Genomic DNA, 22,705 nt, shown 5'->3' on the forward strand with positions numbered 1-22,705 from the left:
GTGCTCCCATTTTGGGTTGTTGTGGGATCCCCCCCCCCCCCCCCCACTACCGGTATCCGTCGAGTTCTGCGTCTGGCGTCAGCTCAACCAATCCTTGCACGCGCTATCAACCTGATCGCCACAGGCGGTCTGCATCCGCTGCTGCAACCGTGCCAGCGTCTCCGCACCCTTGTGCTTCGCACTCCACGCCTGCAGCTGTCCGGCCAGCCGTTCGAAGCGCTGACGCGTGCGCTGGTGGTAGCCGGACGGCTGCTTGTCCAGCTCGGCGATCAACGCCTCGGTGGCCTGCTCGATGCGCGGTGCATCATCGGGCGCCAGCCGCAGCAGGCCTTCCACGTACAGCACGCCCCACTGCACGCGCGTGGCAGGCCCCTGCGCGCCTTCGTAGGCACGCTTCAACCACTCCAGGGCGCCGGCGGTATCACCGCGCTGCTCGGCCAGTTCGGCCAGCTCCGGCATGTAGTAGTAAGGCTGCTCGCTGCGCTTCAGCTCTGCCAGCAGCAAGGCCTCGGCGCCCGCATCGTCATCGACCTGACGCAGCGCGTAGACGGCACTGCTGATGGTGGCCTGGCGCGCATGCGTGTCCGTGGCGGCGGCATCGGCGGCGGCCACGCGCTGCTTCACCCGCTCAACCAGGGCTGCCGGCAGCGCGCCTTCGGGCTGCTGCTGGCGGGCCAGCGCCAGCTCGGTCAGCGCGCGTGACAAGGCATCGTCAGCACGATCACCGCGCGCGGCATCGGCACGTTCCAGCGCGACCAGCAGCTGCTGGCCGAGGGTATTGCTGCTGGCCGGACCGGCGCTGGCCTGCTTGACCAGCCCGGCGCCGGCATAGCCCAGCAGCTCGCGGTTGCGACGTACTTCCGCCGGCTGCGCCAGCACGGCCTGCAACAGCTCACGTACCTGGGTGGGCGCTGTCGTCGGTTTCTCGGCTGTAGCCAAGGCGAGCAGCGCGAAGCGACGCTGCAGCGCCGGTTCGGGTGCGGTCTTGGCAAGTTGCTGCAGCACGTCCTGCGTGCTGCGCTTGCCGGCCAGGCGGTTGGCATCGACCTCCCAGCCGTAGTCGCCCAGCACCTGCCAGTCTTCGGCACCAAGCTTGGCCGGCGTCGCCAGTGCGGTGCCCAGAGTCTCGGCGACGGCGCTGCGGCGGCTGGCGGCGACGGTCAGTGCCCGGGTCAGTTCGGCCGCGTCGTTGCCGCCGGCCACGCGGGTAATTTCGTTGCGCTGCGGGTCGAGCACGATCAGGGTCGGATAGCCGCGCACGCCGAAGCGCTCGCCCCACGCCTGCGCGCCTTCCTCGTCGCCGTCCAGGTACACCGGCACGAATTTGCCGGTCAGGGCGATGAAGGCCGGATCCTTGAACAGCCCGGCCTTGAGCTGGTTGCACGGCGGGCACCACATCGCGCCCCAGTACAGCAGCACCGGCTTGCCACTCTCGGCGGCTTCGTTGAAGGCATCATCCACATCGCCCTGGCGCCAGGCGATGGCAGAGGCCGGGGCGGTGGAGGCGGCCTGCGCCGTCGGCACCGGAGCGGAAGCGGGTGAGCAGGCGCTCAGGGCCGAGGCCAGCAGCAACATGGAAAGCGCGACGCGCATCGGCAGCATCTCGAAGGACAGGGTGATGAGCCATTGTAGGAACGGTCGGGGTGCTGGCTGATGCAGTTTGCTTATGTCGCACGCGCAGCACGGCATGTGGGCTGGAGATCAGTGCGGACCCAGGTCCGCACCCACCGAAGCGGGCACCGTCAGCACCAGCGGCTGGTAGATCAGGCCGTTGAACTGGCCGACGTCACCATCCAGCACGAATCCATAGTGTTCGTAGGCGGGCACCGCGTTGAGCGAGGCGCGCACGGTCATCTGCGGGCCTCGCACCTGCGGCAGCACCGCCTGCAGCAGGGCACGACCAATGCCTTGCCCCTGCAGCTCCGGCGCGACGAACAGCATTGCCAGATGCTGGCCGGCCTTCAGTTCCACCACGCCGACCACCCGGCCTTCCTGTTCGGCCACGAGGATGTGGTTGTCGCCCTGCAGCCGCTCGGCGAACGCGGAGGCTGCGGCCACCGTGCCGAACGTGGCGATGCCCTCGGCGGTGAGCATGGGCGCAACGGCTGCAGTGAACGCCGCCATGCACACCGCGCTGATCGCGGGCAGGTCATCGACGTGGGCGGGGCGGATCCTGGTCATGCGCTGTACTTCCTGTGGCGGGACGACATCAATGCCCCACGCTAAGCTGGCGGCATGACTGATTTCAATCCTGCCCATGCCCGCTTGTTTCCCACGCAGGGCCTCAGCCTTGGCCTGATGACGCCAGTGGCCGCACACGGCCTGGCCGATCCGCATGAGGCACGACGCATCGCGCGGCTGGCCGATGATCTGGGTTTCGCCGCGCTGTGGACCCGCGATGTGCCGTTGATGGTGCCGCAGGGGCCGGATGCGACTGCCAGCGCGCTGGATGATCCATTTCTGTGGCTGGGCATGCTGGCCGCGGCGACCGAACGCATCGTGATCGGCACTGCGGCCATCGTGCTGCCGTTGCGGCAACCGTTACAGGTGGCGAAGTCGGCGTTGAGCCTGGACCGGATCAGTGGTGGGCGCTTCGTGCTGGGCCTGGGCTCGGGTGATCGGCCTGAGGAGTTCGCGGCATTCGGCGAGGATCTGGAAAGCAGGGCAGCGACCTTCCGTGAACGCTGGTCGCTGCTGCGTGCAGCGCTGTCGCCCGAACCGTCCGAGCGTGCGCCGGTGTTGCAGGCAACCGGTGGATACGACGTACTTCCCGCGCCGGCCAGGCGCATTCCGATGCTGGTGGTCGGCACTGCACGGCAGAGCCTGCAGTGGATCGCGCGCGAAGCCGAAGGCTGGGCGACCTATCACCGCGAAGAAACCGCGCAGGAAGGGCGTATCGGTCTTTGGCAGCAGGCCCTGGCGCAACGCGGCGGCACGCCCAAACCGTTCGTGCAGTCGATGCTGCTGGACCTGCAGGCCGACCCGGCTGCGCCGGCAGAACCGCTGCCGCTGGGCCTGAAGGTGGGCCGCGATGGCCTGCGCGACTACCTGTTGCGGGTGCACGCGCAGGGTGTGGCCCATGTGATGTTCAACCTGGTCGACAACGGCCGGCCGATGGACGACGTGCTGCGTGAGATCGGCGAGCAGATCCTGCCGGATACGCTTCGGTAGGTGTCCACCTTGGTGGACACAGCTCTACCGTTCGCCGGGCATGGCCCGGCACTACCCTCGGTTTTCGGATCGTTCGCATCTGCGTATCATTCGCATTTGATATCCACTGTTGGAGCCTTGCGTGACCCACCGCAACCCGCTGCATCCGACCGGACGCCTGTTCGCGATCGTCGCCTTCATCGAGGCCATCACCTGGGCCGGTCTGCTGGCCGGCATGTGGCTCAAGTACGGCCCGCAGGCCAACGTCGCGCTGGTGAAGCTGTTCGGGCCGCTGCATGGCGTGGCGTTCATGGTGTACGTGGCGGTGACCCTGTTCGCGGCGCTGCGCCTGCGCTGGCCATGGTGGGCAACGGGGCTGGCCTTGCTGGCCGCGATTCCGCCGCTGGTGACCCTGCCGCTGGAGTGGTGGTTCAAGCGTCGCGGCCTGCTGTCGGTACGCGCAGCGCAGTGATGCACCCGCGGGTGCATGCCCGTTAAGCGAATGGGTATCAAATGCAAATGCGAGCCGTTATCATTTAAGGATGGCGTCGCCGCCTGACAGGGCGACGTCGCGCAGGGTGCGGAAGCGCCCGGCGTTCCCTCCTTGGTTACGGTTGGTGTTCCATGCATGCACGTCCCGTGGTTCCCGGCTTGCCGGCGCTGGTGTTGGCTGCCCTGATCGGCACCATGGCGATGATGTCCTTCGTCGCCGTCATCGGCCCGGTGGTCCGCCTGCTGGGCCTGTCTGAATGGCATGCCGGTCTATCGGTCACGGCCGCGGGTGTGTTGTGGATGCTGGCCGCTCGCCCCTGGGGCCAGCTCAGCGATCGCATCGGCCGCAAGCGCGTGCTGGTGCTGGCCATGAGCGCCTACACGCTGGTCTACATCGCGTTGGCGGTGTTCATCGATGTCGCGCTGCAGACGATACCGCCGGTGCTGGTCTCGGTACTGGTACTGGTAGGTGCGCGCGGGCTGGTGGGCCTGTTCTATGCGGCCGTGCCGCCAACCGCCGCTGCGCTGATCGCAGACCAGGCCCCACCGGGCCAACGCACAAAGTTCCTGGCCCGGCTGGGCAGCGCCAATGCGCTGGGCATGGTGCTGGGCCCGGCTGCTGCCGGATGGCTTGCCTACAAGAACCTGCCGTTGGCGCTGTATGTGGCGGCGCTGTTGCCGCTGCTCGCGCTGGGCCTGCTGGCGTGGCGCTTGCCTGCCACGCCCCCGGTGGCTGCCGCACAGAACCGCAAGCGCATACCACTGTCGCGCCTCGACCCGCGTCTGCGTCTGCCGCAGATGGCCGCCTTCGTGGCGATGGTGTCGGTCACCATCGCGCAGGTCACGGTGGGCTTCTTCGCCATCGATCGCTTCGGCCTGGATGCAGCCGAAGGCGCACGCATGGCCGGCATCGCCCTGACTGCAGTGGGCGTGGGCCTGATTCTTGCGCAGGGGCTGGTGATGAAGCTGGACGTGCATCCCCGGCGCTGGATCATCCTCGGCGCACTGATCGCCGGCATCGGCTTCGCCTCGGTGGCCGCGGTGCAGCAGACCTGGCAGTTGCCAGCAGCGTACGCGCTTGCGGCGTTCGGCATGGGCTTCGTGTTTCCCTCGTTCCAGGCGTTGGCCGCCGATGCGGTGCAGGCGCACGAACAGGGTGCGGCGGCCGGCACGGTCGCGGCGGCACAGGGGCTGGGCATGGTGGCCGGGCCGATGCTCGGCACCCTGTTGTATCGCGGCGGGGCCAGCCTGCCTTATCTGCTGGTCGGCGTGTTGCTGCTGGTGCTGTGCGTGCTGGCCGCAGCATATCGGATGAAGGAGACGACATGAACGATTCCCTGATGCAGGGCGCGTGGCCGGAGGCTGCGTCGATGCTGCCGGAGCCCACCGCTGAAGCATCGCTGTTCCTGCTGCGGCAGGCCGATCAGCAGATGCACGCGCGGGGCTGCCGCGCACCCTTGCCGGCGGGCGCGCTGGCGACGTTGGCCGAGCGCGTGGCGACGTTCTTCGCGCAGCAGCGCGGTGGCCCGGGCCTGCTGGTCGGCGCGGTGCCGTTCGAGCCGCGTGCCGATGATGCGTTGTACCAGCCCGAGCGCCTGCTGCCGGCACCGCCCGTGCAGTCGCAGGCAGCGCCGGCGTTGGCCGGAGTGCTAACCGCTGAGCCGTCCGCGCAGGACTATGCAGCGGCGGTGGCGGACGCGGTCAGCGTGATGCGCGCACCCAACCCGGCGCTGCACAAGGTGGTACTGGCGCGCAGCCTGTTGGCGCACACGCAGCAGGCGCTGTCGCCGGAAACGCTGCTGGCCCGCCTGGGCACCGATCCTTCGGTGGCGACCTACGCCGTGCCGCTGCCGGTGGACGTCGGCCAGGCGCCGGCGTGGCTGGTGGGGGCGACGCCGGAGCTGCTGCTGCGCAAGCGCGGTGCGCAGGTACTGTCGCATCCGCTTGCCGGTTCGGCGCGGCGCAGTGCCGATCCGGTCGCCGACGAGCGCGCCGCGCAGGCGTTGCTGGCATCGGCAAAGGATCACGACGAACACCGCCATGTGGTGGAAGCCATCGTCGATGGCCTGTCGCCCTGGTGCAGCCACATCGAGGCGCAGCCGCGCCCGGTGCTGCACGCTACCGCCAGCATGTGGCATCTGGGAACACGCATCCACGCCACGCTGAAGGACGCTGCCACCTCGGCGGCGACCCTGCTGGCCGAGCTGCATCCCACCCCGGCCGTCTGCGGCACCCCGCGGCTGGAAGCACTGCAGCGCATCCGTGCGCTGGAACCGGTACCGCGCGGCTTCTATGCCGGTGCCGTGGGCTGGCTGGATGCACAAGGCGACGGCGACTGGTATGTGGCGATCCGCTGCGCGCGCCTGCAGGGCACCCAGCTGCGCCTGTATGCCGGCGCCGGCATCGTCGCCGACTCGCAGCCCGCCGCCGAGGTCGCCGAGACCGCCGCCAAGTTCGCTGCGCTGTTGAACGCACTGGGCGTGCAGGACCCGCTGCCCTTGATCGAGGTATCCGCATGACGCCGTCCGCCGTTGACTCCCGCCTGCCGCTGCAGCAGCAATGGCCCGAAGCCCTGGTCGCGCGCTATCGGGCTGCAGGTCATTGGCGTGGCGAAACCTTCCCCGGTTTCCTGCGCGAACGCGCCGAGCGCCATGCCGATGACATCGCGGTGGTGGCTGGCGATGTGCGCTTGAGCTATGCGCAGCTCTGGCATGAGGCCGGGCGCATTGGCGCCGGCCTGCTGACGCTGGGCCTGCAACCCGGTGAGCGCGTGCTGGTGCAGCTGGGCAACACCGCCAGTTTCATCAGCACCATCTGCGGGCTGTTCCGCGCCGGGCTGGTGCCGGTGTACGCGCTGCCGGCACACCGCATCACCGAGCTGGCCCACTTCGCCCGCAAGGCCGAGGCCAGTGCCTACATCACCACCGATGTACATGAGGGCTTCGATCATCGGGGCCTGGCGCGCGCGCTGCAGGCGGACGTGCCGGCGGTACGCCACGTGCTGATCGATGGCGATGCGGCCGAGTTCGTCGCGCTGGACTCGCTGCAGGGCGACCGCAGCCAGCTGCCGGCCGATCCTGACCCGCAGTCGGTGGCGTTCCTGCAGATCTCTGGTGGCAGCACCGGGCTTTCAAAGCTCATTCCGCGCACGCACGACGATTACATCTACTCGTTCCGTGCCAGCAACGAAATCTGCGGTATCGACCGCGACAGCGTGTACCTGGTCGCGCTGCCGGCGGCACACAACTTCCCGATGAGTTCGCCCGGCTTCTTCGGTGCGCTGTACGCCGGCGCCCGCGTGGTGCTCAGCCCGGGCCCTGGCCCGGACACGGCATTCCCGTTGATCGCGCGCGAGAAGGTGACCTGCTGTGGTCTGGTACCGCCGCTGGCGCTGCTGTGGGCGCAGGCGGCGGCGACCAGCAAGCACGATCTGTCCAGCCTGCAGGTCCTGCAGGTTGGTGGAGCCAAGCTGGTGCCGGAGGCCGCACGGCGGGTCATTGATGGCCTTGGATGCACATTGCAGCAGGTGTTCGGCATGGCCGAAGGCCTGGTCAACTACACCCGGCTGGATGATCCGCAGGAACTGATCGTTGCCTGCCAGGGGCGGCCGATCAGCGCCGATGATGAAGTGCGCGTGGTCGATGACCATGACCAGCCTGTTGCCGAAGGCGAGGTTGGCCATCTGCTCACGCGGGGCCCGTACACCATCCGCGGTTACCACAACGATGCGGCGGCGAATGCACGCTCGTTCACTGACGATGGTTTCTATCGCACCGGCGACCGTGTGCAGCAGCTGCCCGGAGGCTACCTGGTGGTGCAGGGCCGTGCCGGCGACCACATCAACCGGGCGGGCGAGAAGATCTCTGCCGAGGAGATCGAAGACCATCTGCTGGCCCATGGCAGCGTGTTCGATGCTGCCGTGGTCTCCATTCCCGACGACTATCTGGGCGAGCGCAGCTGTGCCTTCGTGATCCAGCAGGGCGAGGCGATCAAGGCGCCAGCGCTGAAGGCGTGGATGCGTGGACGTGGCCTGGCCGCGTTCAAGGTGCCCGATCAGATTGTTTTCGTGGACAGCTTCGATACCACGGCGGTTGGCAAGATCAGCCGCCGCGAACTGCGCGCGCAGCTGCGTGCGCGTCATCTGCAACAGACAGGAGGAACGCGCTGATGGCGCTGCCCCGTATTGCCCCGTATTCCCTGCCGACCGCCGCGGAACTGCCGCAGGCGCGTGGCGCCTGGCGCCCCCAGCGTGATCGTGTTGCCTTGCTGGTGCACGACATGCAGCGCTATTTCCTTGCCGCCTTCGATGCGGGCAATGCGCCGCTGCGGCCGGCGGTCGACAACATCGCGCGGCTGCTGGGGCATTGCCGTACACACGGCATTCCCGTCTTCTACACCGCCCAGCACGGCGACCAGGACCGCCGTGACCGCGGCCTGCAGGCAGATCTGTGGGGCCCGGGCATGGGCCGTCGTGCCGACCACGAGCCGATCATCGACGCGTTGGCACCTGCGACGGGCGAGCATGTGCTGGTCAAACACCGCTACAGCGCATTCCAGCGCAGCAATCTGGAGACCCTGATGCGCGTGCGTGGCCGCGACCAGCTGCTGATCACCGGCGTGTACGCGCACATCGGATGCACCGCCACGGCGGTGGAGGCGTTCCAGCGCGACATAGAGACCTTCATCGCTGCCGATGCCGTGGCTGATTTCTCGCGTGCCGACCATGATCAGGCGCTGCACTGGATCGCCCGCACCTGCGGCGTACCGATGACCACCGACCAGCTGCTGGAAGCATTGTGATGAACGCGACGACCGAAACCTTGACGCTGGAGCGCATGCGCGCCGACGTCGCCCGCGTACTGGACTGCCAGGCGGCCGACATCGGTGACGATGACAACCTGATCGATCTGGATCTGGATTCGATGCGCATGCTGGGACTGGTGCTGGCCTGGGGCAACTCCGGGCTGCCACTGGAATTTTCGCAGCTGGCCGAACACACCACGCTGCGCCAGTGGTGGGCAGTGGTGCAGCAGCTGCAGGCCGCGCAGACAGCATGAATGGACTGCCGCTGCCGCTGACCGAGGCGCAGGCCGGGCTGTGGTTCGCCCAGCGGTTGGCACCGGAAAACCCTGCATTCAATACCGCGCATGCGGTGTGGATCGAGGGTTCGCTGGATGTGGCGGCGTTCACTGCCGCCGCCAATCAGGCCGCCGCCGAGGCCGAGGCGCTGGCCTTGCGTTTCGCCGAGGCCGAGGACGGCCAGCCGGTGCAATGGCATGAATCCACGCGGGTGCCATCACTGCAGCTGCGCGATGTTGCTGCTGCGGCCGATCCGCAGCAGACGGCACGCGCCGCGATGCAGGCCGATCGCTCCAGCGTAGTTGATCCGACCCGCGACCGACTGAGCCAGCAGGTGCTGTTCAACCTGGGCGGCCAGCGCTGGGCCTGGTACCTGCGCGTGCATCACCTGGCCACCGATGGCTATGGCATGGCGCTGATTACTGACCGTGTATGCGCACTGTATGCGGGCCGCACCGGTAGCGCGTTGCCAGCGCTGGCGGGCGTGCTGGCCGACGATGCCAGCTATCGCAGCGATGCGCGCCGCGACGCCGACAGGCAGTGGTGGCTGCAGGCACTGCAGGGCGCGCCGGCCTCCACCGGCCTGGCCGGAACCTCCGCTGCCAGTGACGATGCCGTGCGTTGGGTGCAGCCGGTGGACCCTGCTTTCCGCGAGCGCCTGCTGCAGGTTTCGGCATCGTGGCTGCAGCCGTGGCCGGATGTGCTCGCTGCATTGGCCGCCGAGTATGTGCGCCGCATGAGCGCGTCCGGGGAAGTCGTGCTCGGCGTGCCCTACATGGCGCGGCTGGGCAGCGTTGCGGCGCGGGTGCCGGCGATGGTGATGAACGTACTGCCGCTGCGGGTGGCGGGCGGCGAGGACAGCGTCGAGGAATTCTGCCGGCGCATCGGGCGCCAGCTCAGCCAGGGCCGCAAGCATGGCCGCTACCGTGGCGAGCAGTTGCGTCGTGACCTTGGGCTGGTCGGCGCACAGCACCGCCTGCATGGGCCGTTGATCAACGTACAGCCCTTCTACAAGCCGCTGGCGCTGCCGGGTGTGCGGGCCTCGCTGGAGGTGCTGAGCACCGGGCCGGTGGACGATTTGACACTGGGCTTCCGTGGCGATGGACAGACCCTGCTGGATCTGGAGATTGAAGCGAACCCCGCCCTGTACGATCTGGACGAGGTGAAGGCGCATGCCCGGCGGCTGCTGCATTTCGTGTCGGCGGCGCTGCAGGCCGAAGACATCGCGGCGGTGCCGCTGGCCACGCCGGAAGAATCCAGGCAGGTCCTGCATGGCTTCAATGCCACCGCCCATCCGCTGCCTGACACCACCCTGGTCGAACTGCTGCAGCAGGGCATGGACCGTGATCCGTCGGCACCGGCGCTGGTGTTCGGCGATACGACGCTGGATCATGCCACGCTTGAGGCGCGCAGCTTCGCACTGGCCGCGCAGCTGCGTTCGCTGGGCGTGGGCCCGGGCACCGTCGTCGCCATAGCGCTGCCGCGTTCGCTGGAACTGGTGGTGGCGCTGCTGGCGGTACTGCGCGCAGGCGGCGCGTACCTGCCACTGGACCTTGCCCATCCGGCTGAGCGCCTGGCGCGCATCCTGGCGTCGGCGCAACCTGTCTGCATCCTGGCAGAGGCCAGCGCACAATCCCGGTTGGCAGACGTACCGGTGCTGCCGCCGGAGCAGTGGACCGATGTGAGCTTCGCCGCACCCTGGCCGGGCCCGATGGGCGACGACGCGGCCTATGTGATCTATACCTCCGGTTCGACCGGCGAGCCCAAGGGCGTGGTGATCGAGCACCGCGCCATCGTCAATCGCCTGCTGTGGATGCGCGAGCACTACGGCATCGGCGCCGACGACCGGATTCTGCAGAAGACCCCGGCAACCTTCGACGTATCGGTATGGGAATTCTTCCTGCCACTGCTGTGTGGCGCGACGCTGGTGCTGGCGGGGCCGGACGCACACCGCGACCCGACCGAGCTGGCGCGATTGATCCGCGTGCATGGCATCACCACCGCGCATTTCGTACCGTCGATGCTGGATGCGTTCCTGGCTGCACCGGCCTCACAGGACCTGCAGCTACGGCGCGTGTTCACCAGTGGCGAGGCCCTGGATGCCGCCCTGCGTGATCGCTTCCACGCGAGAATGCAATCCGAACTGCACAACCTGTACGGGCCGACCGAAGCTGCTGTGGATGTGAGCTGGTGGCCGGCGTCGGCCGATGATTGCTCGCGCCCGGTGCCGATCGGTTTCCCGGTCTGGAACACCCGCCTGTATGTGCTGGACGCACGGATGCAGCCCGTGCCGGTGGGCGTAGCAGGTGACCTCTACCTCGGCGGTGTGCAGTTGGCGCGCGGCTATCTCGGCCGCGACAACCTGACCGCCGAGCGCTTTCTGGCCGATCCGTTCCTGCCGGGTGAACGCATCTATCGTACTGGCGACGTGGCGCGCTGGCGGGCCGACGGTGCTGTCGAGTACCTGGGGCGCAGCGACCACCAGGTGAAACTGCGCGGCCTGCGCATCGAACTCGGCGAGATCGAAGCGGCGTTGCGCGAGCTGCCTGGCATGGATCGGGTGGAAGTGCTGTTGCGCGATGATCTTCCCGGCGAGGCGCGGCTGGTCGCCTATGTGCCGTCGACCCAGGCGGATGCAGCGGTGCTGCGCAGTCATCTGTTGACGCGGGTACCCGACTACATGGTGCCGTCTGCGTTCGTGGGCGTGGATCAGTGGCCGGTGACTGCCAATGGCAAGCTGGACCGGGCTGCGCTGCCGAAGCCGCCGCAGCAGGAGATCACGGGGCAGGCACCGCGCACCCCGCTGGAGCGGGAACTGGCCGGGCTGTTCGCGCAGGCGCTGGGGCGTGAAGAGCCGGTGGCCGTCGATGTGGATTTCTTCAGTCTCGGTGGCGACTCGCTTTCGGCCGTGCACCTGCTGCTGGCCATCGAGCAGCGCTGGCGTTGCGAGCTGGGTCTCGGCGCGCTGTTCGCGCAGCCAACCGTTGCCGCACTGGCGGCACGCATTGCCGAGCCGCCCGCACGTGCCGATCACGCGTTGGGACCGGTGATTGCGCTGTCTGCGTCCGACGAGCCAACCGTGGCGCCCTTGTTCGTGCTGCACCCGGCCGGCGGCATTGCATGGAACTACCGCGCGCTTGCGCGGGCGTTGCAGCCAACGCGCGCGGTGTACGGGCTGCAATCACCTGCACTCGATCCCACGCAACCCCTGCCAGGCAGCATCGAGGCCATGGCCAATGACTATGTGCAGCGGGTGATCACGCTGCAGCCGCAGGGGCCGATCCATCTGCTCGGCTGGTCGGTCGGCGGCATCCTTGCGCAGGCGATGGCGGTGCGCCTGCACGACATCGGCCGCGAGGTCGGCGAACTGGTGCTGCTCGATGCCTATCCCAGCGAATGCTGGCGTGCCGAACCGGAGCCCGACCCGATCGCGGCGCTGCGGGCGCTGTTGGCCATCGCCGGGCACGATCCTGACGCGCATCCCGAGCTGGACGACCGCGCGCGCATCCTCGCCTTCCTGCGGCGCGGCGGCAGCGCGCTGGGCAGCCTGCCCGAGGTGGTGCTCGACGGTGTGGTGCGGGCGGTGACCGGAACCAATCGACTGATCCGCGAACACCAGCACCGACCCTTCGTGGGAACGCTGGCGCATGTACGCGCCGGACGCGATCATCAGGCGCGGCCGCAGTTGCAGTCCGCACTGTGGAAGGCCCATGCACTGCAGGTGGATGCCATCGAGCTGCCGTTCCTGCACGCCGAACTGACCGGTCGCGATGCCGTGGCACAGCTGGCACCGTGGTTGTCGGCGCGTCTGCAGCAATGGGACAGGCAACAGGAGAATGCAACGTGCAGTTGACGGGTTTTGAAGGAAACGTGGCGCTGGTGACCGGCGCAGCCGGCGGTATCGGCGCGGCACTGGTGGGGCAGCTGCTGGACGCAGGATGCCGCGTGGTGGCGACCGATCGTGAGCGGCCTGCGCTGGCGGCCGACGATGGGCGCGTGCAGGCCTTCGCATTGGACGTCACCGACGGCGCGGCCGTGGACGCCCTGGTCGACCAGGTGGAAGCCACGGTGGGGCCGATCATGCTGGCAGCCAGCGTGGCTGGCGTGTTGCATGTCGGCGAGGTTGTGGATACCAGCGACGCGGATTGGCGCAGGGTGTTCGCGGTCAATGCCGACGGTGTGTTCCATGTCGGTCGCGCACTGGCGCGGGTGATGTCACCGCGCAGGCAAGGCGCCATCGTGACCGTCAGCTCCAACGCGGCGGGCGTGCCACGGCATGGCATGGCCGCCTATGCCGCCTCGAAGGCGGCGGCGACGATGTTCACCCGCTGCCTGGGCCTGGAGCTGGCGCCGCTCGGCATCCGCTGCAACATCGTTGCGCCGGGCTCCACGTTGACCCCGATGCAGACCGGCATGTGGGAAGACGAGCAGGGCGCGGCGCGGGTGATCGCTGGCAATCCGGCGACCTACAAGGCGGGCATTCCCCTGCGCAAGCTGGCCACGCCGGAGGACATCGCACAGGCAGTGATGTTCCTGTTGTCCGAGCAGGCCGGGCACGTAGCGATGAGTGACCTGTACGTGGATGGTGGCGCCACGCTGCGCGGGTAGGAATGCACTCTGTAGAGCCGAGCCCATGCTCGGCTTATTACTCAATGCGGGAACATTCCGTGCAGCGCAGCCGAGCATGGGCTCGGCTCTACAGAATCTATCGTGGCGTGACGGGTAGTGGCTGCGGCAGGGTGAGCCGATAGACCAACACCCGGTTGTCGTTGTCGTACGCGCTGTCGCAGTGCTCGCCCTGCATGCGGCAGCTGCGGGCGATGAAGTCGTTGTCGTTGCCGATCAGCAGCAGTACGTCGTTCGGGTGCTCTGGATCAAGCGCCGGCAACACGTCCATCGCTTCCCATTTCTCCGACAGCAGTCCTTGGTGCGGGCCGCGCCCTGTATCCAGGTCCAGCCCGGCCCGGGCCAGTTGTGGCCGGTCGAGCAGGTTCAGCACCTCTTTGACGTTGGCGGGAACGATACCGGTCTTCAAGATCGCATCAGCCGGGTCGGCCAGCACCGATGCAGTGCCGGTCTCATATTCCGTATCCACCAGATTGGACGCCTGCGCCACGTTCACCAGCAGCACCGATTTATAGACGATCGGGTCGTCGCCATCCTTGCCCAGTCCATTGCCATCGCGCGCGAGCATCAGGAAACGCTCGTTATCCAATGCACGCAGCTCGCTCTGCGCGGCGGTACGGTCGAGTTTGCCCTTGCCGTCATGGGCATAGGCGGGCAGGATCATCACGTGATGGCCGACCGGTTGCGTCGGCGTCGGGTTGGCAGATACGTCGTAGACCAGCACGCGGGTATTGATGCGACCGGCGGCATTGCCCGGCGCGCTGTCCTGGATCAAGGCGCTCTGCAGGGCAACAAACAGCCGCGTGCCGTCGGGCGACAGGCTCATGCCTTCCACGCCCTGGTTGTTGCGGCGCCCGGTCTGCGGCGGAGTCAACGATCCAAAGGCAGGCTTGCCATCACGTTGTGGCTGGATCGCCAGCGGCGGCACGATCACTCCCTGCAGCTGGGCCTGTGCATCGAAGTAATAGACGTTGGCGGTGTACTCGTCGCCGATGTAGAAGTGGCCGTCGGCTGTGAACTGCAGCGATTCGGCATCGAGTGCGACCTTGCCGGCCCCCGGGCCCACGGCGGGCGAGGGCAGCACCACACCACGCTGGTTGATCGTGTGATCCCCCGGGTCGGCGCCGGTGAAGGGCTGGCCGTTGTAGTCCTTCAGCACCAGCCCCTTGTCGGGCGTCAGCGCCACCGCGCCGAAGCCCTTGGATGTTCCCTGCGGCCAGTCAACGCGCAGCTTCATGCGCTCCAGGCGGCCGGCGTAGTCGTAGAACAGGCCGGCCTCCGGATCGTTGCGGCCGCGGTCGGGCAGCGTCCACAGCACCCCCTCGTAACCCCGCGCGGTGCGCCGCCACGTGCCCGGCCGCACCGCCAATGAAGAGAACGAGCCCAGCGTATCGCCGAGGAAGTCCACGGTACCTGCCGGCAATCGCCCGGCGGCGACCAATCCCTTGTCCACGTAGGTGAAGCTGCCTACGTCCACCGCGCGTGGGGGCATGCCGCGGGCTTCATGCGGTGCGTTGTAACCGCTGACCGAGAGCGCGGCCAACAGCAGGGCAGTAACGGACATCAATGGACTCCTCGGCCGGCGATCAGAAGCGGACGTCGATGGTACCGAACACCTGGCGCGGTGCCGACGCATGGAACACATACAGCTTGCCCGACGGGTCGCTGGGTGCGAACACGCTCGAATCCAGGTTGCTGGCGTAGCGCTTGTCGCCCAGGTTGGTGACGTTCAGCGACAGGCGCATGCCCTTGGCGAAGCCAACCTGGCCGAAATCGTAGCCGCCGGCCAGGTCGAACACGGTGAAGCCGCCGAAACCCTGGTCATTGGTATAGGTGTAGAAGCGCTCGCCGGTGTACTTGCCGCGCAGGCTGGCGAACCAGCCGTTGTCGCGCCAGGTGATCTCGGTGGCCAGCAGTTGCTTGGGCGTGTCGGTCTGGATCTTGCCCTTGATCTGCTGCTCGACGCCAGCCTGGATGTAGTTGGAGGCATACGTCGAGCGGTTCAGCGACGCCGAGGTGTACCAGCTGAAGTGCTCGTTCGGTGTCCACAGCACGGTCAGTTCGGCACCGCGGCTGTCGACGCCGCCGACGTTGTAGAAGCGGTTGCCGCAGGTCGGTCCGACCGCCTGCCGCGAGTCGCAGGGGTTGTACTGCAGCAGACGGTTGTCGAAGCGCACGCTGTAGGCAGCAACCGACGCCTGCAGGGTGTCGGTGACGAAGCGGTAGCCCGCCTCCAGCGAACGTGATTCTTCCGGTTTCAGGTTGCCCTGCGCGTTCCAGGTGGCCTGGCTGACCGCCTGCGGGCCCAGTTTGAAGCCGCCCTGGAACATGGCGATGTTCTCGGCGTAGCTGGCGAACACTTCGTGATGCTCGCTGAGGCGGAAGTTGGCGCCAACGCTGGGCAGGAAGTTCTTGCTGGCCTTCAGCGAACCGGTGGCGAACTGGTTGTTCGAGCTTGGCGAGATCGGTGTCTTCGCATCGCCGGGCAGTGCCTGCGCGTCGGAGGTGGCATGCGGACTCTTGGCGCCGAATTCCAGGGTCAAACGGTCGTCAAGCAGGCGCCAGGTGTCCTTCAGGAAGAACTGGTGGGTTTTCCAACGCGTGCGCTGGGCGAACACACCCACATCCGAGGGCAGGGTGTTCATGCCGCTGAGGTCACGTGGTCCGTCCACCGCAGTCTGGTAGCGTTCGGCGCTGCTGGTGTTGCGTTCGTACCAGACGCCACCTTCGATGCGGTGCGCACCCAGTTCCCAATCGAACGACAGCGTGCCGCCATCGCGATCGATGGTGTAGATGGTGTTGCGGAAGATGATCGGGATTTCCTGCGCAGTGCCCTTGTTCGACCAGGCGCCGCTGTTCCAGTTGTGGCCTTCGCCGCGATCGTCGTGGTGGTAGGCCAGCGCCCGCAGGGTGAAGCCGTCGGCGAGGAAGAAGTCGCCGGCCAGGTAGTACAGGTTGTCATCGCGCAGGATCTGCCCGGCGGTGAAGGCGCCGTCGGCGTCCTTGTCAGGACCGCTGTTGTCGCACTTCTTCGCGTTGAGGCTGGCGGTGTTGCAGTAGGCCTTGGCCACGGCCTTGTTCCAGTCCGGTGCGTAGCCGCCCCAGTCCCAGCCCAGGCCGCGGGACATCTCGTCCTTCGAAAGGTAGAAGTAGTCGGCCTGGCTGGTGCGCGAGGTGTCGACGAAGCCGGTGATCTGGCCGCTGCCGAAGTTCCACACGCCCTTGGCGTTGAACTGTTTGGTGGTGGACTTGTTGTAGGCGGTCTGGTCGTTCCACAGGTCCGAGACCGCGTTCATGCCCGACACGTAGCCGGAGAATCCGTTGTATTCGCCGCTGTCCACGCGCACGAAGGTGCGGCGGTTGGCATCGCTGCCGAAGGTCTGCACCACGCGGCCGCCCAGTTCCTGCGCCGGGCGGTCGGAGGTATAGGAAATGGTGCCGCCGAGGTTGCTGGTGGACGGCGTGCCGAGGCTGCCGATGCCCACGGCCAGCTCGGCGCCCGCCATGTTCTCGCTGATCAACGCACGGTTGATGGTCAGGCCGTTGTAGTTGTTGTACGCGCCATCGCCCAGCGGCACGCCGTCCAGTGTGTAGCCCAGCCGGGTGGCGTTGAAGCCGCGCAGGCTCAGGGTCATCGACTGTTCGTTGGTACCCAGCGCGTCGGCCGACTGCGCGTTGACGCCCGGCAGCAGGTTCAGCGTTTTCTGCAGGCTGGTGCCTGGCGGCAGGATGTCCAGGTTCTCGCGGGTGATGCGCTGCACCTGGCGCGCCTCGCCACTGCCGATGACTGAGACCGCATCGAGGTCGGTGGCCGACGGCGCCTGCTGCGCCCATGCGGTCGGCGCAAGGGCAAGGGACAACGCAGCAGCCAACAGGGTCTTGGTCATGGAGCAGGCACTCAGGCAGGCGCGAGCCGCCGCATGGAAGCGGAGCTCAGGCAGATGAAAGGGGAAACACGCGATGCGATCGCGGGCACCGGAGGCGCCGTTCGATCAACGTGAAAATGGTGCGCTAGACAGATGACTGTCTGGTGACATCGTCATCTGTGCTTGCGACTGGGCCGGGTGGCGGCACTGCTTTGAACGTTGGAACGACCGGCGCACTGCTGTGGTAGATGCCAACCTTGGTTGGCATGCGCAGCGTCGAATGGACGCTGCGCTACCCGGTTTGTGGAGCGCCAACCAAGGTTGGCGTCTACCAGGAGCGCGGATCAGGATCGTCGTTTCCAGAAGCGCCGATCGAGGTCGGCGTCAACGCGTGCTCAATCCGCCTTGCGTGGCTTGCGTGTGCGTTTCGGCTTTGCGGTATCCGCAACGCTGGCTGCACCATCCTGCAACGCCTGCAGCCACGACAGCGTATCGACGTAGTCGATGAAGTGGCGCAGATACCCGGGGCTGGTCGCCTGCATCGTGTCCAGCATGCGCTGCACCAGCACTGCCGAGTTCAGTGGGCCGCCGTCGGCCGGGGCCTCGGTGCGCAGCGAGCGGCGCACCTGCAGTTCGCTGCGCAGTTCGGACCACTCGCGGCGCACGTCGTCCAGCATCGGCACCTGCGGATAGTGCGCAAGCGCATGCGAGCCGGCATCCAGATCGCGCACCAGCGCACGCAGTCCATCCAACGGCGAGGACTCAGCTGCCATCGCCGCTCTTTTCACCCGGTGCAGCCGCCTTGGGCTTGGGAATCGGCGCGATCTCCACGCGGCGGTTGCGCGCGCGGCCATCTTCGCTGGCATTGGAACTGACCGGCTGCTCGCTGCCGAAGGCGGCGGCGAACACCGCATCGGCCGGTACACCGTCGGCGATCAGGGTCCGGGTCACCGTCAGCGAGCGCTGCGCGGACAGTTCCCAGTTGTCGGCGAAGCGGCGGTTGCCTTGGCGTACCGGCGCGTCATCGGTGAAGCCGCTGACCATCAGGATTTCTTCGCGCGAACCCAGGTACGCCGCCAACGGCGCGGCTAGGCTGCGCAGCAGTTCCTGGCCTTCCGGCTGCAGCTGGTCGGAGTTCAGCGCGAACAGCACGTTGCCGCTGATGCCGATGCGGCCATCCACCAGCGTCACCCGGCCGGCGGCAAGCGGACCGGCCAGCGCCTGTTCCAGCGTCTGCAGGCGCTTGGCCTCGGCCTGGCGCTGCTTGACCTCCTGGTCCAGCCGTTGTGACAGCTCCAGCTGCACCGCAACCACGCCGACCAGGATCAGCACGAACGCGCCCAGCAGCACCGACATCAGATCGCCGAATGCCGCCCAGATCGGGGCGTGCGAGCCGCCATCGACCTCCAGCTCGTCGCTCATGCGCTGCCGGCCTTGCCGCGGCGCGCGGCCAGCTGCTGCAGTTCTTCCATCACCTGCTTCTGCGACAGCAGGCTGAGGTCGACCACCTCGCGCGCCTGTGCCACGTAGTACGCCAGCTGCTCATCGCTGCGCGCCAGCGAGGCATCCAACGCACCGCCGATCTGCTCCAGGCGTCCCGACAGCTCCGCCGAGGCGGTGCCGAACTGTTCGACTGCAGAACCGAAGGTGCCGGCCAGCTGACCTACCTCGCCGGCACTGCCGTTGAGCAGGGTGGCGATGCCATCGAGCTTGCCGGTCTCGGCGGCGATGTGGTCGGTGAAGCGGTTGCCGACGCGTTCCAGCAGTTCAGCCGAACCACCGACCAGCGCGTCCACGGCCGTGCGCTGCTCGTGCGAGGCGTGGTTGATCGCCTCCAGCAGAGTCTGCACCGTGGCCAGCAGGTGGCCACGCTCCTCCAGCATCGCGTTGTCGCGCACCAGGCTTTCAGACAGGGTGCTGCGCAGTTCGTTGACGACCTCGGCGGCGGCTTTCGGCGCCTCGGCCGCGGTCTGCAGCAGGGTGGATACTTCGGCCAGCGTGGCGCTGGCCTGTGCGCGGCCGTTCTCGCCGATCTGCTGCGCGGTCTGCGCCAGCGTGTCGCACACCTGCTGCTGCTGCGTGGACAAGCGTTCGCCATTGGCCTGCAGGCGCTCGGCCAGCTCGGTCGAAACGTTCTGCAACGCATCGCTCCAGCGCTGCAGGCGCTGTTCGTCAGCGGCCACCAGCTGAGCCTGCAATGCGGCATGCGCCTGCTGCAGCTCGGTACTCACCGCGTCCCAGCGTGCCTGACGCTGCTGTTCGCGTGCATCCAGGCCCGCCTGCAGTTCGGCGTGCGCCGTGGCGGTGGCGGCCTGTGCAGCCTGCCAGTCCTGCAGGCGCTGTTGTTCGTGGTCCTGCAGCAGCGACTGGCCGGCGGCGTGGCGCTCATCCAGCGCCTGCAGCAGCGCCTGCGCACGTTCGTCCAGGTGGCCACTGGCACGCTGCAGTGCCTGCTGCTGACGCTCGACCAGTTCACTGTTCAACGCATGCTGCTGTTCGGCAGCAGCGCGCCAGGCCTCGGCGTTGCTGCTGGCATCGGCCTGCAGGCGCTCGCCGATGCGTGCCACCAGGGCTTCACCTTGCGTGCTCTGGCCTTCGCTGAAGGACTGCAGATGCTGGCGCAGTTCAGAAACCAGTGCCTGCTGCGCGCCGGTCTGCTCGGCCACGACGTTGGCCCAGCTGGCCTCGGTGGCCACGCGGCTGCGCTCGAAGCCTTCAGTGAGGCCCTTCAACTGCTGCTGCACCGCGTGTTCGACGCGCGAATGCAGCGCCTGGCCGTGGCTGGCCAGACCGGCCAGCGTGGCTTCGGCCATCGGCTGCAGCGCGCCCCCGATGGCGGCGGCACTGGCTTCGGCGCCTTCGCGCAGCGACTGCTGCAGCGAGGTGGCCAGGCGTTCCTGCAACGCCTGGCTCTGCGCCAGGAATTCGGCCTGGCCGGCCAGCAGGCGCTCATTGGCGGCCGCGCTGTGCTGTTCGAAGGTGCTGGTCATCGCCTGCAGGCGATCGACCAGCGCAGGCAGCGCCGCGGACTGCGACTGCAGCAGGCGCAGCGACTCGGCGCGCTGCCAGGCTTGCGAATACGGATGCAGGTCAGTGGCGATGGCGCGGTCCAGCTGCTGCACCACCTGCAGGCGGTCGCGGCGCAGCAGCGCCGACAACAGGCCCAGCATGGCCGAACTGGCGACACCGGCGATGGACGTGCCGAACGCCACCGCCAGGCCCTGCACTGGCGAGGCCAGCGAGCCGCGGATGGCGGCCATGTCGGTAGCGCTCTGCAGGGCCAGGCCCGTGCCGCGCAGGGTGTCCATCATGCCCAGCAGCGTGCCGAGCATGCCCAGCAGCACCAGCAGGCCTACCAGATAGGGGGTCAGCACCGGCGAGGGCAGGGCGGTGCGCTCGCCTTCCACGCGCAGGCGCACGGCGTTGCGCAGGCCCAGCGGCACACGCTCCAGCCACGGCGCCAGGCTGTCCTGGGCCAGCGAAACGTCATTCAGCGCCGCGCGCAGGCCATTGCTGGCCTGCCGGTAGCGGTACAGCTCCACGCCACCGGCGATGTAGCAGGCCGCAATGATCGCTGCCACGGCCGCACCCAGCGGGTGCACCGAGACATAGCCGACACCGATCCAGCACACGGCCAGCAGGCCAGCAAGGAAGACAAGGACGTGGAAAACAGTTCTGGACATGGTGTTCCGGTCAGTGTGAGCGCAGGGCGGCAAGCAGCCCCTGGATCGGGTGGAAGCGCAGCTGCAGCTCGGCGAGCAGCAGCGTGCGCATGTCGTGGCGGAAGGACGCGCGCCAGCCGGGCTGGCCGTGCACGCGTTCGAATCGGGCACCCAGCACTGCTGGGGCGGTGGCGAGCAGGGTGTGCTCGCGCGGGCTCAAGGTCTGTTCCATCACCGCATCGACCTCGGCCAGCCGCGCCAGCTCCGGTGATGCCAGCACCAGCTGGTCACGCAGGCGGCCGCGCAGGCGGCCGGTGGCGGTCTGGATGGCCTGCTGCAGCACGCGGTAGCGCTGCCGCAGCGAAGCGAAGTTGGGTGCCGCAGCGGCCTCGGCCAGGTCCAGCAGGCGCTCGGCCTCGGCATCCTCGCTCAGCGAGGCCAACAGGCTCGCTTCGGCCTGGGCGCAGTCGGCCAGCAGATCATCCAGCGCTTCGGCGGCCTCGGCCGGTTCAGCCAGGCGGCCATCCAGCGCCCCCGCCAGGGCCACGGCACGGCTCCAGTCCACCCACTGGCCGAGGCGATCGGTCAGGGCGGGACTGGAGGCCGGCATCGCGCCGTCGCTGAGACGGGCGAGCAGACGGAGGAAGTCCGGTCCACCCAGGACCGGCTGCGCTGCGTTCGCCATCAAGGGGGTGGGGGCCAAAAACCATTGATTTTACAACCAGATGAGGGCGGCCGTATGAAGGCGGGGCGCGGGGGCAGCAACGATCGGGCCACAGGGCTTAAAATGGTCGGCTGTACCACCGTACCCCGACTTCTGGAGCTTGAGATGACCGTTGCGCAGTTCTACCCGATCGGCACCCCCGGACAGCCCTGGGGCGACGTCGAACGAGCGCAGTGGCGGGCCCGCCAGCAGCGGCAGCGCAGCTACCACGAGGACGTGGTGACCGCGCTGGAACGGCTGGACGAGCGCTTCGACGTGGTCCAGTACGGCCAGCTTGACTACGCCCCTGACCACTACCCGCTGTTTGCGGTGGTGAACCACGACTGGAACCCGGCCCTGCCCACCGCGCTGGTCACCGGCGGCGTGCATGGCTACGAAACCAGCGGCGTGCATGGCGCCCTGCAGTTCCTGGAACAGCATGCCGAGCGTTACCTGGGCCGCTTCAACCTGATCGTGGCCCCGTGCGTGAGCCCGTGGGGCTACGAGCGCATCCAGCGCTGGAATCCCAATGCCATCGACCCCAACCGTAGTTTCCGTGACGGCGGCCTGATCGAAGAAGCCGCCTCGTTGATGCGCTGGGTGGCCGAACGCAAGGCCAACATCCGGGTCCACCTGGACCTGCACGAAACCACCGACAGCGACCTGCACGAGTTCGACCCGGCCCGTTGCGCCCGCGACGGCAAGCCGTTCGAGCGCGACACCATTCCCGATGGCTTCTACGTGATCGGCAACAGCGAAGACCCGCAGCACGAATTCCAAAAGGCACTGATCGCCGCCGTGGCCCCGATCACCCACATTGCCCCGGCCGACGCCGAAGGCAATCTGGTGGGCATGCCGCTGCAGTCGCCGGGCGTGGTGTGGGGCGAGTCGCGTTCCATCGGTGCATGTGCCGGCTTCACCGATGCGCTGTATGCCACCACCACCGAGGTGTACCCGGACAGCCCGCGCACCAATCCGCAGGAATGCAACGACGCCCAGGTGGCAGCGGTGTGTGCGGGGTTGGATTTCGCCCTGGCCAATTGACGGCTGCGTCGTAGCGCCGGGCCCATGCCCGGCCGGCTTGATCGGCGGCAGGATCAGCCGGTGCCTTCGACATGCACGACCGG

18 protein-coding genes are annotated in these 22,705 nt (G+C 67.8%); 10 read left to right on the top strand and 8 right to left on the bottom strand.

From position 1 onward, the window contains the following. Positions 1-78: 78 nt before the first annotated feature. Together AC27VL_RS00005 and AC27VL_RS00010 are read right to left on the bottom strand one after the other, a co-directional pair. Positions 79-1,602 carry a thioredoxin family protein gene (locus tag AC27VL_RS00005; RefSeq protein WP_488765180.1) on the bottom strand — a complete coding sequence of 508 codons (1,524 nt, stop codon included), beginning with the start codon at positions 1,600-1,602 and terminating at the stop codon, positions 79-81. A 99-nt stretch (positions 1,603-1,701) separates the two neighbouring features. Next, positions 1,702-2,181, bottom strand: a complete 480-nt coding sequence (locus AC27VL_RS00010; RefSeq protein ID WP_488765181.1) for a GNAT family N-acetyltransferase — start codon at positions 2,179-2,181, stop codon at positions 1,702-1,704. A 54-nt stretch (positions 2,182-2,235) separates the two neighbouring features. Here AC27VL_RS00010 and AC27VL_RS00015 point away from each other — a divergent pair, with 54 nt between their 5' ends. The 9 genes from AC27VL_RS00015 (at position 2,236) to AC27VL_RS00055 (ending at position 13,329) form a co-directional block, all read left to right on the top strand. Next, positions 2,236-3,171 carry a TIGR03571 family LLM class oxidoreductase gene (locus AC27VL_RS00015; protein WP_191077919.1) on the top strand — a complete coding sequence of 312 codons (936 nt, stop codon included), beginning with the start codon at positions 2,236-2,238 and terminating at the stop codon, positions 3,169-3,171. Between the two features lie 121 nt (positions 3,172-3,292). Continuing rightward, entirely contained in the window at positions 3,293-3,622 is a 330-nt protein-coding gene (locus tag AC27VL_RS00020; RefSeq protein WP_331273752.1) for a DUF3817 domain-containing protein, read from the top strand. A 152-nt stretch (positions 3,623-3,774) separates the two neighbouring features. Next, complete coding sequence (locus tag AC27VL_RS00025; protein ID WP_100552724.1) at positions 3,775-4,971, top strand: MFS transporter; 1,197 nt, start codon at positions 3,775-3,777, stop codon at positions 4,969-4,971. Then, a complete protein-coding gene (locus AC27VL_RS00030) occupies positions 4,968-6,161 on the top strand; it encodes an isochorismate synthase (RefSeq protein ID WP_488765183.1) in 1,194 nt (397 codons plus the stop codon). Before AC27VL_RS00025 ends, AC27VL_RS00030 begins: the two co-directional genes overlap by 4 nt. Further along, the gene (locus tag AC27VL_RS00035; RefSeq protein ID WP_191077921.1) at positions 6,158-7,810 is read left to right on the top strand and encodes a (2,3-dihydroxybenzoyl)adenylate synthase; all 1,653 of its coding nucleotides are present in this window, start codon (positions 6,158-6,160) and stop codon (positions 7,808-7,810) included. Before AC27VL_RS00030 ends, AC27VL_RS00035 begins: the two co-directional genes overlap by 4 nt. Next, a complete protein-coding gene (locus AC27VL_RS00040) occupies positions 7,810-8,442 on the top strand; it encodes an isochorismatase family protein (protein WP_100552721.1) in 633 nt (210 codons plus the stop codon). The genes AC27VL_RS00035 and AC27VL_RS00040 overlap by 1 nt, the downstream gene beginning before the upstream one ends. Beyond that, positions 8,442-8,699, top strand: coding sequence for a phosphopantetheine-binding protein (locus AC27VL_RS00045; protein ID WP_488765184.1), 258 nt, complete (start codon positions 8,442-8,444; stop codon positions 8,697-8,699). Before AC27VL_RS00040 ends, AC27VL_RS00045 begins: the two co-directional genes overlap by 1 nt. After that, complete coding sequence (locus AC27VL_RS00050; RefSeq protein WP_488765185.1) at positions 8,696-12,574, top strand: amino acid adenylation domain-containing protein; 3,879 nt, start codon at positions 8,696-8,698, stop codon at positions 12,572-12,574. Before AC27VL_RS00045 ends, AC27VL_RS00050 begins: the two co-directional genes overlap by 4 nt. Beyond that, positions 12,565-13,329, top strand: coding sequence for a 2,3-dihydro-2,3-dihydroxybenzoate dehydrogenase (locus AC27VL_RS00055; protein WP_488765186.1), 765 nt, complete (start codon positions 12,565-12,567; stop codon positions 13,327-13,329). Before AC27VL_RS00050 ends, AC27VL_RS00055 begins: the two co-directional genes overlap by 10 nt. Positions 13,330-13,426: 97 nt before the next feature. Here the strand turns inward: AC27VL_RS00055 and AC27VL_RS00060 are convergent, their stop codons facing one another. The 6 genes from AC27VL_RS00060 to AC27VL_RS00085 all read right to left on the bottom strand — a co-directional run bounded on the left by AC27VL_RS00060 (position 13,427) and on the right by AC27VL_RS00085 (position 21,560). Then, the gene (locus tag AC27VL_RS00060) at positions 13,427-14,911 is read right to left on the bottom strand and encodes an esterase-like activity of phytase family protein (protein WP_488765187.1); all 1,485 of its coding nucleotides are present in this window, start codon (positions 14,909-14,911) and stop codon (positions 13,427-13,429) included. Positions 14,912-14,933: 22 nt separating this feature from the next. Beyond that, entirely contained in the window at positions 14,934-17,234 is a 2,301-nt protein-coding gene (locus AC27VL_RS00065; RefSeq protein WP_488765188.1) for a TonB-dependent receptor, read from the bottom strand. A gap of 374 nt (positions 17,235-17,608) precedes the next feature. After that, a complete protein-coding gene (locus AC27VL_RS00070; RefSeq protein ID WP_488765189.1) occupies positions 17,609-18,079 on the bottom strand; it encodes a DUF2894 domain-containing protein in 471 nt (156 codons plus the stop codon). Further along, a complete protein-coding gene (locus tag AC27VL_RS00075; RefSeq protein WP_312703878.1) occupies positions 17,976-18,635 on the bottom strand; it encodes an OmpA family protein in 660 nt (219 codons plus the stop codon). Before AC27VL_RS00075 ends, AC27VL_RS00070 begins: the two co-directional genes overlap by 104 nt. Beyond that, on the bottom strand, positions 18,632-20,896 hold the full coding sequence (locus AC27VL_RS00080) for a DUF802 domain-containing protein (RefSeq protein ID WP_488765190.1): 2,265 nt from the start codon (positions 20,894-20,896) through the stop codon (positions 18,632-18,634). Before AC27VL_RS00080 ends, AC27VL_RS00075 begins: the two co-directional genes overlap by 4 nt. Before the next feature lie 10 nt (positions 20,897-20,906). Next, positions 20,907-21,560, bottom strand: coding sequence for a DUF3348 family protein (locus AC27VL_RS00085; RefSeq protein WP_488765191.1), 654 nt, complete (start codon positions 21,558-21,560; stop codon positions 20,907-20,909). Between the two features lie 144 nt (positions 21,561-21,704). On the opposite strand from AC27VL_RS00085, the gene AC27VL_RS00090 reads away from it, so the two are divergent. Continuing rightward, entirely contained in the window at positions 21,705-22,622 is a 918-nt protein-coding gene (locus AC27VL_RS00090; RefSeq protein WP_488765192.1) for a M14 family metallopeptidase, read from the top strand. Positions 22,623-22,705 lie beyond the last annotated feature (83 nt).

The sequence above is a fragment of the Stenotrophomonas sp. 14P6.2.3 genome, assembly GCF_057799055.1.

Coding starts and splice junctions, on each gene's coding strand:
- AC27VL_RS00035 (WP_191077921.1), top strand. CDS start 6,158: ATGACGCCGTCCGCCGTTGACTCCCGCCTGCCGCTGCAGCAGCAATGG.
- AC27VL_RS00090 (WP_488765192.1), top strand. CDS start 21,705: ATGACCGTTGCGCAGTTCTACCCGATCGGCACCCCCGGACAGCCCTGG.
- AC27VL_RS00045 (WP_488765184.1), top strand. CDS start 8,442: ATGAACGCGACGACCGAAACCTTGACGCTGGAGCGCATGCGCGCCGAC.
- AC27VL_RS00010 (WP_488765181.1), bottom strand. CDS start 2,181: ATGACCAGGATCCGCCCCGCCCACGTCGATGACCTGCCCGCGATCAGC.
- AC27VL_RS00065 (WP_488765188.1), bottom strand. CDS start 17,234: ATGACCAAGACCCTGTTGGCTGCTGCGTTGTCCCTTGCCCTTGCGCCG.
- AC27VL_RS00080 (WP_488765190.1), bottom strand. CDS start 20,896: ATGTCCAGAACTGTTTTCCACGTCCTTGTCTTCCTTGCTGGCCTGCTG.
- AC27VL_RS00070 (WP_488765189.1), bottom strand. CDS start 18,079: ATGCCAGCGAAGATGGCCGCGCGCGCAACCGCCGCGTGGAGATCGCGC.
- AC27VL_RS00075 (WP_312703878.1), bottom strand. CDS start 18,635: ATGAGCGACGAGCTGGAGGTCGATGGCGGCTCGCACGCCCCGATCTGG.
- AC27VL_RS00040 (WP_100552721.1), top strand. CDS start 7,810: ATGGCGCTGCCCCGTATTGCCCCGTATTCCCTGCCGACCGCCGCGGAA.
- AC27VL_RS00030 (WP_488765183.1), top strand. CDS start 4,968: ATGAACGATTCCCTGATGCAGGGCGCGTGGCCGGAGGCTGCGTCGATG.
- AC27VL_RS00005 (WP_488765180.1), bottom strand. CDS start 1,602: ATGCTGCCGATGCGCGTCGCGCTTTCCATGTTGCTGCTGGCCTCGGCC.
- AC27VL_RS00050 (WP_488765185.1), top strand. CDS start 8,696: ATGAATGGACTGCCGCTGCCGCTGACCGAGGCGCAGGCCGGGCTGTGG.
- AC27VL_RS00060 (WP_488765187.1), bottom strand. CDS start 14,911: ATGTCCGTTACTGCCCTGCTGTTGGCCGCGCTCTCGGTCAGCGGTTAC.
- AC27VL_RS00085 (WP_488765191.1), bottom strand. CDS start 21,560: ATGGCGAACGCAGCGCAGCCGGTCCTGGGTGGACCGGACTTCCTCCGT.
- AC27VL_RS00025 (WP_100552724.1), top strand. CDS start 3,775: ATGCATGCACGTCCCGTGGTTCCCGGCTTGCCGGCGCTGGTGTTGGCT.
- AC27VL_RS00015 (WP_191077919.1), top strand. CDS start 2,236: ATGACTGATTTCAATCCTGCCCATGCCCGCTTGTTTCCCACGCAGGGC.